The organism is Gemmiger formicilis, assembly GCF_016901605.1.
Lineage (GTDB): Bacteria > Bacillota > Clostridia > Oscillospirales > Ruminococcaceae > Gemmiger > Gemmiger formicilis_B.
In genome coordinates this window covers 1-12,889 of record NZ_JACJKP010000003.1, presented here as the reverse complement: position 1 = coordinate 12,889, position 12,889 = coordinate 1, and the positions used below count along the sequence as shown (strand labels likewise).

The 12,889-nt window shown below is 60.5% G+C and carries 10 protein-coding genes and 1 tRNA gene; 9 read left to right on the top strand and 2 right to left on the bottom strand.

Going from position 1 to position 12,889, the window contains the following annotated elements; genetic code table 11:
• Window positions 1-363: 363 nt before the first annotated feature.
• From H6B10_RS00515 to H6B10_RS00475, 9 genes are all read left to right on the top strand, one after another.
• The gene (locus H6B10_RS00515; RefSeq protein WP_204648958.1) at window positions 364-1,680 is read left to right on the top strand and encodes a TrkH family potassium uptake protein; all 1,317 of its coding nucleotides are present in this window, start codon (window positions 364-366) and stop codon (window positions 1,678-1,680) included.
• Window positions 1,681-1,709: 29 nt separating this feature from the next.
• Window positions 1,710-2,381 (top strand): potassium channel family protein, encoded by a 672-nt coding sequence (locus H6B10_RS00510; protein ID WP_204648957.1) that lies wholly within the window; start codon window positions 1,710-1,712, stop codon window positions 2,379-2,381.
• A 108-nt stretch (window positions 2,382-2,489) separates the two neighbouring features.
• The gene (locus tag H6B10_RS18660) at window positions 2,490-4,337 is read left to right on the top strand and encodes a glycosyltransferase family 39 protein (protein WP_204648956.1); all 1,848 of its coding nucleotides are present in this window, start codon (window positions 2,490-2,492) and stop codon (window positions 4,335-4,337) included.
• Window positions 4,338-4,458: 121 nt separating this feature from the next.
• Window positions 4,459-5,547 (top strand): sugar kinase, encoded by a 1,089-nt coding sequence (locus H6B10_RS00500; RefSeq protein WP_204648955.1) that lies wholly within the window; start codon window positions 4,459-4,461, stop codon window positions 5,545-5,547.
• A gap of 331 nt (window positions 5,548-5,878) precedes the next feature.
• A complete protein-coding gene (locus H6B10_RS00495) occupies window positions 5,879-6,493 on the top strand; it encodes a hypothetical protein (protein WP_204648954.1) in 615 nt (204 codons plus the stop codon).
• 90 nt (window positions 6,494-6,583) lie between these two features.
• A complete protein-coding gene (locus tag H6B10_RS00490) occupies window positions 6,584-7,486 on the top strand; it encodes a DMT family transporter (protein WP_204648953.1) in 903 nt (300 codons plus the stop codon).
• A 48-nt stretch (window positions 7,487-7,534) separates the two neighbouring features.
• On the top strand, window positions 7,535-9,268 hold the full coding sequence (locus H6B10_RS00485) for an ABC transporter ATP-binding protein (RefSeq protein ID WP_204648952.1): 1,734 nt from the start codon (window positions 7,535-7,537) through the stop codon (window positions 9,266-9,268).
• On the top strand, window positions 9,265-11,127 hold the full coding sequence (locus tag H6B10_RS00480; RefSeq protein WP_204648951.1) for an ABC transporter ATP-binding protein: 1,863 nt from the start codon (window positions 9,265-9,267) through the stop codon (window positions 11,125-11,127). Before H6B10_RS00485 ends, H6B10_RS00480 begins: the two co-directional genes overlap by 4 nt.
• 146 nt (window positions 11,128-11,273) lie before the next feature.
• Window positions 11,274-11,349, top strand: a tRNA-Met gene (locus H6B10_RS00475).
• Between the two features lie 60 nt (window positions 11,350-11,409).
• Here H6B10_RS00475 and H6B10_RS00470 read toward each other — a convergent pair.
• The gene (locus tag H6B10_RS00470) at window positions 11,410-12,594 is read right to left on the bottom strand and encodes an IS3 family transposase (RefSeq protein ID WP_204648950.1); all 1,185 of its coding nucleotides are present in this window, start codon (window positions 12,592-12,594) and stop codon (window positions 11,410-11,412) included.
• Window positions 12,578-12,778 (bottom strand): IS3 family transposase, encoded by a 201-nt coding sequence (locus H6B10_RS00465; protein ID WP_204648949.1) that lies wholly within the window; start codon window positions 12,776-12,778, stop codon window positions 12,578-12,580. The genes H6B10_RS00470 and H6B10_RS00465 overlap by 17 nt, the downstream gene beginning before the upstream one ends.
• Between the last annotated feature and the right edge of the window lie 111 nt (window positions 12,779-12,889).

Sequence of the window (12,889 nt, the reverse complement as noted above, 5' to 3'; positions counted from 1 at the left end):
TCATTATACACGATTTTACGATACCACGCAAGAGAAGGCCCCGATTCCGCCACTGCCCGCCGAAACTGCTTTTTGCGCAAAAACAAACGATAAAGCGCTGAATTGCTGCTGCGCAGCAAAAGTGCTGCCGTCCGGGGGAATTTGCCCCCTCTTGACGAGCGCCGGGTTTCGTGCTATGGTAGGGACAATATCAGTCAGGATAAGTGGTGGAGTCTGTCATAGAGTATCCGACACCGTTGGATGGCTCTATTTATCCGGCTACAAGGCAGGGCACAGCGGTATGGCCTGCCGGGCAGGACGGGACTTCCAAACAGACGGGAAGGCTCGTATTTTTTTGCCTTTTTTCACCGCAGAGGGAACCGAATGAATACTGTAAAACGTTTTTTGAATTTTCTCAAGCGGCAGCCGCCTGCCCGCATCATTGCCCTGGGCTTTGCCCTGGCCATTCTGCTGGGGGCGGCATTGCTCAAACTGCCGGTTTCGGTGCGGGACACCGCCACCGTCAGCTGGGTGGATGCCCTGTTCACCTCCACCAGTGCGGTCTGCGTGACCGGTCTGATCGCGGTGGACTCGGCCGAATCCTTTACGCCTTTCGGTCAGGCGGTTTTGGTGGGCCTGATCCAGATCGGCGGTCTGGGGGTCACCTCCATCGGCATGGGGCTGGCCCTGGCGGCGGGGCGGCGCATCAGCCTGCGGGGGCGCACCCTGGTGCGGGAAGCCCTCAATGTGGACAGCCTGGAAGGCATGATCCGCCTGATCCGGGCGGTGCTGTTCTTTACCCTTTGCTTTGAACTGGGGGGCGTGGTGCTCAGTTTCCCGGTGTTCATCCAGGATTTTCCGCCGCTGCATGCGCTGTGGGTCAGTATCTTCCACTCGGTGGCGGCTTTCAACAACTCCGGTTTTGACATTCTGGGCGGTCTGCGCAACCTGATCCCGTACCACGATAACCTCTGGCTCAACCTGGTCACCTGTGCGCTGATCATCTTCGGCGGCATCGGCTTTCTGGTCATGGTGGATGTGGTCAAATGCCGGTTCCGGTTCCGCAAGTTCACCCTGCACACCAAAGTGGTGCTTACCACCACCGGGGTGCTGCTGGTTTCGGGTACGGTGCTTTTGCAGATCACCGACCATGTGGGCTGGATGGCGGCATTCTTCCACAGTGTTTCGGCCCGTACGGCGGGCTTCTCCACCATCTCCATAGGGGACCTGAGTGACGCCGGTCTGTTTGTGCTGATCATTCTCATGTTCATCGGTGCATCGCCGGGATCTACCGGCGGCGGTATCAAGACCACCACCTTCTTTGTGCTTATGCAGGAGATTTGGTGCATCTTCACCAAACGGCGGCCCGGGGCCTTCCACCGCCGTCTGCCCGAAAACGCGCTGGGCAAAGCGGCCACCATCGCCCTGCTGGGCGTCACGGTGGTCTGTACCGGTACCTTCCTGCTCTGTGTGCTGGAACCGGAAGCCACCTTTGTGCAGCTTTTGTTTGAGGATGTGTCGGCCTTCGGTACCGTAGGTCTTTCCACCGGCATCACCCCCGGTCTGCGGGATGTGAGCAAGTTCGTGCTGATCCTTACCATGTACACCGGGCGCGTAGGTGCCTTTACGCTGCTGTCCATCTGGGTCGAGCGCCCCGGACCGCTGGCCCGCTATACCGAAGAAGCCATTACCATCGGCTGATTTTTCCATCCATTCAGGAAGGTGCAACTATGAAAAAACACGATCCTTCGACGCTGTACGGCGTCATCGGCCTGGGCCGCTTCGGCGCGGCGCTGGTCAAGACCCTTTCGGAAGCCGGCAAGGAAGTTATTGCCATTGATAAGAACGAGGAGCGCGTCCGCGAGGTGCGCCCCTATACCGACTACGCCTTTGTGGTGGATAACCTGAGCGAGACTGCCCTCAAGGAGACCGGCATGCAGAACTGCGGCACGGTCACGGTGTGCATCGGTGAGCAGATCGACATGAGCATCCTGACCACCATGCTGGTGATCAAACTGGGGGTGCCCAACGTCATTGCCAAAGCCACCAGCGAAGTCCACGGCGAGGTGCTCAAACGGATGGGCGCCACGGTGGTTTACCCCGAAGCCGACATGGCTGTGCGCATTGGGCGGCGGCTGATTTTCGGCAACCTGCTGGACTATGTGGCCCTGGCCGACGGTGTGGAAGTACGCCGCATCGTGGCGGACGGCCGCGTAGTGGGCAGCAGCATCCAGGAACTGGATGTGCGCCGGGTCTACGGCATCAACATCATCGCCGTGGAGCGGGGCGGCCGCACCGATGTGGAGTTCACCGCCAGTTACCGTTTTGCGGCGGGGGACACCGTCACCGTCATTGGTCAGATGGACAAGATCGACCGCTTTGAACAGGAAATGCAGGATTGACCCAACGGCCCCGCGCTTTTTGGCGCGGGGCTTTTTGCGGCTTGCCACCCCCGGCCCCCGGGGCGTATAATGGGGGTACTGAACAAAACGTAAGGAGTTTATACGCCCATGAACGGCAAACGAATCCTTCAAAATCTGCCTTTTGCCCTTTCGGGCGGGGTGCTGCTGGCCCTGTGGGCTGCGGGCAGCTCCAAAAAAGCGGTGCTGCTCTGCGGAGTGCTGGCCCTGCTGGGGGCGGCGGCCCTGGGGCGCGCACCGGCCCTGTGGGGATGGCTGCGTGCCCGGCTGGACCCCCTGGGCGCAGTGTGCGGCGCTTTGGCCGCTGCCTGGGGCGGCGTGCTTTTTGCACAGCACTGGAAATTTGAGGGCATTGCGGCCCGCCTGGGGCTGGAATCCTCCCTGCTGGTGGGGGTACTGGCCGTGGCGGCTGCGGCAGCTGCCCTGCCGGCGGCGCTGGTGGCGGCGGTCTGGCTGCTGCAGAGCGGCACGGCGGGGGATGCCCGCTGCCGCGCCGTGCTGGAAAGCCGCCCTCTCTTTGCGGTGCTGTGGGCCTGCGGGGCGGTGCTGGTGGTGCTGCAGGGATATTTTGTTTTTGCCAACGGCTATATCTGGCAGGACGAGGTGTTCACCCTCAAGCTGATCCGTCATCCCGTCACGGAACTGGTGGCGCTGACGGCGGCTGATGTACACCCGCCGCTGTATTACCTGATCGTCAAGGCCTTTGCGGCGGTGCTGCCCGGTGTGCCGGTCATTCCGCTGGCCAAGCTGGTTTCGCTGCTGCCCTATGCGCTGCTGCTTCTGGGCGCCGGGGTGATCGGCTGGCGGAAAAACGGCCCGGTCCGCCTGGGGGCCGGGGTGTTCAGCCTGTGCCTGGGCGGTATGCCCAAGCTGCTGGACTATGGTACCGAGATCCGGATGTACAGCTGGGGACTGTTTTTTGTCACCGGCGGTCTGCTGGCTGCCTGGTACACCGCCCGCGCCGGGCGCCGCCGCGGCTGGGCGGGGCTGGTGGTGTTCGGCCTGCTGGCCGCCTACACCCACTATTTCGCCTGTGTGGCCGTGGCGATTGCCTACCTGGCGCTGCTGGTCTGGCAGCTGGTCCGCCGCGACCGGCGGGGGCTTTTGCACTGGGGCGTGGCGGCAGCGGTCACGGCGGCTGCCTATCTGCCCTGGCTCTTTGTGCTGCTGGGACAGCTGCACACCGTCAAGGGCTCTTATTGGATCGAACCCATCACCGGGGAAACCGTCAAAGGCTACGGTACCTTCCTGTTCGGAACGGGCAGCCTGTGGGTGGCGGTGGCGCTGGTGACGGTGCTGTGGCTGGCCGCCCGGCCCCGCGGTGCCGACGGACTGTTTACCGCCGCCGCGCTGCTGTGCCCGTTCTGGACCGTGGCGGTGGGGCTGGTGGCTTCGGCGCTGGTGCGGCCGGTATTTGTGGCGCGCTACCTGGTGCCGGAACTGGGCTGCCTGTGGCTGGGCGTGGCGGCGGCCCTGGCGGTGCTGCCGCGGCAGCGCGTCAAGCCGCTGGTGCTGGCGGTGCTGCTGGTCACGGCCTGGGGCAATGCCCGCGTCTTTGTGGCCGACCAGCAGTACCAGGCCGCCGAGACCCGTTCCACCCTGGCGGTACTGGATACCCTGCCCGAGGATGCCAAACTGGTTTCCACCGTGACCCGGGTGCAGGAAAAACTGGCCGGTTTGTGTGAGCGGGAAAGCTACGGCTGGCAGGTGACGCCCGGCGAATTGCCCAAATCGGTGTATGACAATCTGTACGATCTGACGGATGCCGACACCCTGGCCCAATGGGTGGAAGAAGGCGCTGCGGTGTATTTCTTTGAGGATGCAGCCGGGGCGGGCACCGCACAGCAGGCAGCCGGGCAGGCGGGGTTGCAGGCCGAACCGGTGGCGGAATGCGGCCTGTGCGAACCGCTGACTGTATGGCAGATCGTCAAAAAATAAACGCGTTGCATCGAATATGATTGTCTTGCAATCGGGTAGGGAATGCCGTACAATGAAAAGGACAATAACCAACGCATTTCCCCCGCAAGATTACAAAACGATCCCAGGAGGTGCCTTTTGCATGGAACACTGTAACCCCATTCTGCAGGGCCAGCAAAGCCCGCAAAAATTCATTACCATCGGCGAAGTCATGCTGCGCCTGACCCCGCCCAACTACGAAAAGATCCGCATGGCCTCCAACTTTGAAGCCAGCTACGGCGGCAGCGAGGCCAACATCGCCCTGGCGCTGGCCAACCTGGGGGTGGACTCCACCTTCTTCAGTGTGGTGCCCAACAACTCGTTGGGCAAAAGTGCCATCCGGTGGCTGCGCTCCAACGATGTGCACTGCACACCCATGATCCTTTCCACCAAGGAAGAGACCCCCAGCCACCGTCTGGGAACCTATTACCTGGAAACCGGTTACGGCATCCGCCCCAGCAAGGTCATCTATGACCGTATGCACAGCGCCCTGACCGAGTACGACCTGTCCAAAGTGGACCTGGACGCCCTCTTCGACGGCTTTGACTGGCTGCATCTGTCGGGCATTACCCCGGCACTGAACCAGAACTGTGCGGACTTTATCCTGCGCTGCCTGCAGGCCGCCAAGGAAAAAGGCCTGACCGTCAGCTTTGACGGCAACTTCCGCAGCCAGCTGTGGACCTGGGAGCAGGCCCGGGATTACTGCACCCGCTGCCTGCCCTATGTGGATGTGCTCTTCGGCATTGAGCCCTACCACCTGTGGAAGGACGAGGAAGACCACAGCAAGGGGGACTGGAAGGACGGCGTGCCCCTGCAGCCCAGCTATGAACAGCAGGACGAGATCTTCCAGCGGTTTATCGAGCGTTACCCCAACATCAAGTGCATCGGCCGCCATGTGCGGTATGTACATTCCGGCAGCGAGAACAGCCTCAAAGCCTTTATGTGGTATGAGGGCCATACCTTCGAGAGCAAGCTCTACACCTTCAACATTCTGGACCGCGTGGGCGGCGGCGATGCCTTTGCCAGCGGCCTGATCTACGCCATGATGCACGATTACCGCCCCATGGATATGATCAACTTTGCGGTGGCTTCCAGTGCCATCAAGCACACCATCCACGGCGACGCCAACATCACCGACGATGTGGACAGCATCCGCAACCTGATGAACATGAACTACGATATCAAGCGGTAACTGCCTGTAAAGCGACCGCATACAAAAATGGATTCTGTCGGCGTCGGCGGGCATGTGCCGACCAACGCTGACACATACAGGGAAACAGGACGGCGAATTGTGTACGGTTCGTGCACGATTTGCCGTTCTGTTTTGTCGAGGGGGGAGTCCAAGAGGGGGGAAAAAAACAGACCCGGCAGGCACCGCCGTGCGGGGATGTCCCCTCTTTTGACATCCCAAGGGGCCTTTTTGTGGTTTTTTTGCAAAAAACTTGTACACCGCCTTCAAATGCGGTATAATACCTTTATATGTCGCACGACTTACGATTTCCACCCCACGGAGGTTTACCAATATGAAACGTACCCGCAAATGGATCGCACTGGCCCTGGCGCTCTGCCTGGCCCTTTCGCTGTCCGCCTGCTCGCCCAAAGAAACGATGAAAAACCTGATCGTCAAGACCGTTACGGCCCTGGGCTTCATCGAGGAAGGCTCCGGCGAGGAAGAGGAATCCACCGATGTGATGGCCGCAGCGGGCGGTGAAGTGAGCTTCCCCGAAGGAATGGATACCACTTCCGGCAAGCTGGTCACCCAGGTGGAAGGGGATACCCTTTACGTGGCCTTCAACGGCATTGCCAACCGCAACACCGAATACTTTGTGGCCGGCAGCGATACCATCACCGTCACCGGCTATGCCACCACCGAATCCACCAACGAAAACTACCAGACCTTCAAGGTGGCGGTGTGGGAACTGTCTGAGGACAAAACGACCACCAGCTATGTGATCGGCTCCACGGTGTACTATACCACCGACGGTACCTGCTACACCCAGACCATTTCCGGCCTGACCCCCGGCAAACAGTACAAAGTGAATATCAGCTATGATTCCAGCATTTACTACGTCACGGGCGGACTGAAGATTCAGGGCCTCGGCAGCGAGACCCTGACCACCATCGAGGGCGAAGAATAAACAGCTGAACAGGAAGAATCACCACTCCGCCCGTGCCGTCAATGTTGATGGCGCGGGCGGTTTTGTGGCTGCAAGGGGGATTTTACGGGAATGGAAAACAAACGGCAACTGCGCAATACCCTGCTGCTGGTGTTTGCAGCGCTGATCTGGGGCACGGCTTTTGTGGCCCAGAGTGTGGGCAGCACTTACATGGGCCCGTATACTTTTTTGGCAGGCCGCAGCTGGCTGGCCTGCGCGTTTCTGCTGGGCCTCATGGGGGTGCGCCGGGTAGGGCAGCAGCGCCGGGGGCAGCGGCTGCCCTTCTGGCTGCACGGCAAAACGCTGGTCATCGGCGGCGGGCTGTGCGGCATCGTCCTGTTTGCGGCTTCGGCCGCCCAGCAAATAGGCATCGGTACCACCAGCACCGCCAAGGCCGGGTTCATGACCGCCCTGTATGTGGTGCTGGTGCCGGTGTTTGGCGTCTTTCTGGGGCGGCGTCCCGGCCCCAAACTGTGGGCCTGCGTGGCGGTCAGTGTGGTGGGGCTGTACTTGCTCTGCCTGGCCGGGCGGGATACCCTGGCCCTGACCGGCGGCGAGTGGCAGCTGCTGCTCTGCGCTGTTCTGTTTACCCTGCAGATTCTGCTGGTCAATCATTTCAGCCCCCGGCTGGATGGCATCCAGCTCAGCTTTGCCCAGTTTTTTACGGTGTCGGTATTTTCTACCATTTTTATGTTTGCACTGGAACAGCCCACCCTCGCACAGTTTGCGGGGGCGGCAGTTTCGGTGTTGTACTGCGGCATTATGTCCAGCGGTGTGGCCTACACCCTGCAGATCGTAGGCCAGAAGGAACTGGACCCCACCATTGCCAGCCTGGCCATGTGCCTGGAAAGCGTATTCAGTGCGCTGGCCGGGTGGCTTATTTTGGGGCAGACCCTTTCGGGTGCCGAACTGGCAGGCTGCGTGCTGATGTTTGCCGCCATTGTGGCCAGCCAGCTGCCGGACCGTCGGCGCTGATCATATAAGAAGGTATAGGAAACTGTCAGAATATCAGGAGGGATGTTTATGCAGGATCTACGGCTGATTTTCGGCTACAGCAAACCCTACCGGCGGGATCTGATCGTGGCGGTGGGCTTGCTTTTTCTGGAGTGCGGGTTTGAAATGGTCATCCCGGTGCTTATGTCTACCTTGATCGATGAGGGCGTCCCGGCCCACGATATGCAGATTATTCTGCGGCAGGGACTTTTGATGGCGCTTTGCGCGGTGCTGGCCCTGGTCACCGGCCTGCTGTATGCCCGTTTTGCGGCCCGCTATGCCAACGGGTTTGCAGCGGAACTGCGCCTGGCAGAGTATGCCGCCGTCCAGAAGTTTGACTTCGCCAACCTGGACCATTTTTCCACGGCGTCCCTGGTCACCCGCATGACCACCGATGCCACCGTGCTGCTCAACGCCGTGAACACCGGCCTGCGCCCGCTGGTGCGCAGCCCCCTCATGCTGTTTATGGGCCTGGGCATGGCGTTTCTGCTCAGTCCCCGGCTGACGCTGGTCTTTGTGGTGGCTACCCCCATCCTGGCCCTTATGCTGGCCTGGATCGTCAGTAAGGTGGCGCCGCTCTACGGCCGCCAGCAAAGCGCGGTGGACCACCTGAACAGCCGTATTCAGGAAGGTCTTACCGCCATCCGGGTCATCAAGGCCTTTGTGCGCGGTGACTGGGAAAACCAGCAGTTTGAGGAAGTCAACGGCGAACTCAGTGATGCCAGCACCGAAACATTCCGGTTTGCGGTGCTCAATATGCCTTCCTTCCAGATCGTCATGTACACAGCCATCGTCTGCATCATGTGGTTCGGCGGCAACTTTATCCTTACGGGGGATATGAGCGTGGGCCAGCTTACGGCCTTCCTCAGCTATGTGCTGCAGGTGCTCAACTCGGTCATGATGTTCTCCGGCGTGTTCCTGCAGATGACCCGCTCCCTGGCCAGCGCCCGCCGCATCCGGGAGGTGCTCACCGAACAGCCTGCACTGGACAACGCCGAACAGCCGGTGACGACCATTGAAAACGGCGCCATTGACTTTGAAAACGTCAGCTTCAAATACAATGCCGGTGCGGAAAAATGCGCCCTTTCGGATATTACGCTGCACATCCCGGCGGGGGCCACCGTGGGCATCATTGGCGGTACCGGCTCGGCCAAAACAACGCTGGTCCAGCTGATTCCCCGCCTGTACGATGCCACCGCCGGTACCGTGAAGGTGGGCGGCCGCAACGTGCGGGAGTATGATCTGGCTGCGCTGCGGGATGCGGTGGGCATTGTGCTGCAGAAAAACCTGCTGTTCTCCGGTACCATCCGGGACAACCTGAAATGGGGCAACCCCGACGCCACCGAGGAACAACTGTGGGACGCCTGCCGGGCCGCCCACGCGGATGAATTCCTGAACCGTATGCCCCAGGGGCTGGATACCGACCTGGGGCAGGGGGGCGTGAATGTATCGGGCGGTCAGAAGCAGCGGCTTTGCATTGCCCGGACGCTGCTCAAACATCCCAAGGTGCTGATTTTCGATGACTCCACCAGCGCAGTGGATACCGCTACCGAGTCCGGCATCCGCCACGCCCTGGCAGCCCTGACCGATGTGACCAAGCTGATCATTGCCCAGCGGATCAGCTCGGTGCAGAGCGCCGACCTGATCGTGATTCTGGATGACGGGCGGCTTCATGCAGTGGGCACCCATGCTGAACTGCTGGCGCATGATTCCATTTACCAGGAGATTTATCAGTCTCAGATGAAAGGGGGCGACGCACAATGATGAGAGTCACCGGAGGGCGCCGCCCGCAGAACCTGGGCCATACCCTCAGCTGCCTGGGGGGCTATCTCAAACATCACCGGATCATGCTGGCGCTGGTGGCGGTGCTGGCGTCGCTCAGTGCCATTGCGGCGCTGCTGGGCACCTATATGATCCGCCCGGTGGTCAACGGCCTGCTGGAAAACGGCAGCCTGTCCTACCTGGCTGCCGGTGTGGGCCTGACCGCTGTGATCTACCTGGTGGGGGCCCTCTGCACCCTGGGCTACAGCCAGATCATGGTCCGGGCCGCTCAGAAAATCCTGCGGGAGATCCGCCGCGACCTGTTTGCCCATCTGCAGACACTCCCCCTGCAGTTTTTCGATACCAACCGCAAAGGCGACCTGATGAGCCTGTTCACCAACGACGTGGACACTGTTTCGGACGCCCTGAACAACAGCTTTGCCCTGGTCATCCAGACTTTTATCCAGGTCACCGGCACCCTGATCCTGCTTTTCGTGCTCAACTGGCGGCTGTCGCTGCTTATTGTGGTGGGGTATGCCGCCATGTTCTGGTATATCAATTTCAGTACGCGGCACAGCCGTGTCTACTACGCCAAGCAGCAAAGCTGCCTGGGGGAACTGGATGCTTATATTGAGGAGATGATCGCCGGCCAGAAGGTCATCAAGGTGTTCAACCATCAGCAGGCCGACCTGGCGGGCTTTGCGGAGCGCAACGAAAAGCTGCGCAAGGCCGGTACCGGTGCCCAGAGTTACGCCGCCACCATGATCCCGGCGGTGGTCAGTATCGGGTATATCAACTACGCGGTCATTGCGGTGCTGGGCGGCCTGATGGTCATGAAAGGATGGACTGACCTGGGCAGCCTGGCCAGTTATCTGGTCTTTGTGCGCCAGACCACCATGCCCATCAACCAGTTTACCCAGCAGGGGAACTTCCTGCTGGCGGCCCTGGCCGGTGCCGAACGGATTTTTGCCACCATGGAGGAAACACCGGAAGTGGACGAGGGCACGGTGGATCTGGTGGCTGTCCGGGAAGAAGCGGACGGGACCCTCACCCCCTGCGCCGAAGGAGAAACCACCGGCCGCTGGGCCTGGTGTGACCGCAGCCGCCCCCGGGTGCCGTTCCAGCCGCTGAACGGTGACGTGCGGTTCCATAACGTGGATTTCGGCTATGTGAAGGGCCATCTGATTCTGGAGGGACTTTCCCTGTATGCCAAGCCCGGCCAGAAGATCGCTTTTGTGGGGTCCACTGGTGCCGGCAAGACCACCATTACCAACCTGATCAACCGTTTTTACGATGTAACGGCAGGTTCCATCACCTACGACGGTATCGACGTGCGGCTTATCCGCAAGGATGCCTTGCGCCGCAGCCTGGGCATCGTGCTGCAGGACACCCACCTGTTCACCGGCACGGTGGCGGATAATATCCGCTTCGGCAAGCTGGATGCCACCCGGCAGGAGATCGAGGAGGCGGCGAAGATTGCCAACGCGGATTCTTTTATCCGCCGCCTGCCCCAGGGGTATGATACAATGGTCACCGCCGACGGCGCCAACCTCAGCCAGGGGCAGCGCCAGCTGCTGGCCATTGCCCGGGCAGCGGTGGCCGACCCGCCGGTGCTGATCCTGGACGAGGCTACTTCCAGCATCGACACCCGTACCGAGGCCCTCATTGAAAAGGGCATGGACCGCCTGATGGAAGGGCGCACCGTGTTTGTCATTGCCCACCGGCTGTCCACCGTGCGCAACGCCGATGCCATCATCGTGCTGGAGCATGGGCACATTGTGGAGCGCGGCACCCACGAGGAGCTGCTGGCCCAAAAGGGCGAATATTACCAACTGTATAACGGTATGTTTGAACTGTCCTGATTGTTGCAGCACAGGCCCGGCGGTATTGCCGGGTCTGTGCCTGCGTCCGACACATAGGAAGCAAAGTTTTTTTGCACTAACCTCTTGACAGGTACCCCGTGTTGTGGTATTATATTCAAGCACCCAAACGAAGGGCGCTTAAATATCGCGGGGTAGAGCAGATGGTAGCTCGTCGGGCTCATAACCCGGAGGTCGCAGGTTCAAGTCCTGTCCCCGCAACCACTGATCCGTAGTTGGATTTTAAGAGTTTTCACTCTATAAACCAACTACGGATTTTATAGTTTATAGGTTGTCGGCAGGAAGCAGGCGGTCAGTCAATGTACTGGCCGCCTGTTTCGTTTTATACAGCTGTTCCATCTCCTCCGGTGTCCGGTATCCCAACCGGCTGTGGGGGCGCTGCCGGTTGTAAAAGAGCAGGTACTGCCGCAAGGAATCCAACAGTGCCTCGATGCTTTTGTAGAAATACCGGTGGTATTCCTCTTTCTTCAGGCTGGCAAAAAAGGATTCCATGACGGCGTTGTCATAGGGGACACCGGGCGTCGAAAAGGACTGCCGGACACTGAACTCCTCCAGCAATTCCCGGAAGTAATCCGAGGTGTATTGCCGGCCCTGGTCGCTGTGAAAAAGCAGGCCGCGGGGGCGTCCTCTCCGGAGAAAGGCGGTCTCAAAGGTCCGGGCCACCAGGGCGGTGTCATTCTGGCAGGAGGCCCTGGCTGCCAGGACCTTGCGGGAGAATAAGTCCAGCACAACGCACAGGTAGAGCTTGCCGCCGGCATAGTGCAGCTCGGTGATGTCGCTGACCCAGGCTTTGTTCGGGGCCTCCGGGTTGAACTGGCGGTCCAGCAGGTTGAGATGGCAGAAGCGGCGCCGGGCCGCTGCCGCAGACATACGGGCAGAAGTGGTTCCCTTGTCTGCCTTCCATTCCCGCAGGAAGGAAAGAACCTTTCGCTTGCTGATGGAGAGTCCCTGGGCCAGCAACTTCTGCCGGATTGCCTCGGCGGAGATCCGCTTGCCGGAGCGCAGGTAGAGTTTTTCCACCAGCGGGCGCAGCACTTCGTCCCGCTGCTGGTTCTGGGTTTTGGCGGGACGACGCTGGGTGCGGTAGTAGAAGTTGGATTTGCGGATGCCGAAAAGCCGGCAGGTCAGGTTGGGTCCGTAGACGGGAATCCATCGGCAAGCGGTCTGAAAGCGGGTGAACTCCGGTAGAGCCTGCTGCACGATGGTACGCACTGCCTCCAGTTCTGCAGTGGTTTGCCGGTGCTGCTCCCGCAGCGCACGGAGCTCTTCCTGCAGCCGCAGCAGGTCCTGGTTGTCGGGACAGGACAGCTGGGCATCGAAGGTGCGGAACCATGCGCGCAGGGGTTTGTCGGTGATGCCGGTTTCATCCTGCAGCTGCGTCAGTGTCCGGCCCCGTCGGTGCCGGACGTAGAGCTGCCACTTCCGGGCATCATCATAGAATTTCGACATGGTTGCCCTCCGCCACGAAAGGAACCTCCGGCTGCCGGGGCAGATACTCGGTCTGCAGCGGCTCACAACTGATCAGTCCCATGGCGTCCATCATCTGCCGGATGCGTTTTTTGCCCAGGCGGATGCCCTTTCGCCGTAGCTTCTGGCGGATCTGCTCCGCGCCGAACCGTCCTCCGCTTTCCAATCAAAACCACCCGTTGAACGGGTGGTTTGAACAGGCCCTATAAGGGCCTATCTCCTGTGGTCGCTCCCTAAAGGGAGCCCTGAAAAGTCTGGCAACCACACTTTTACCACG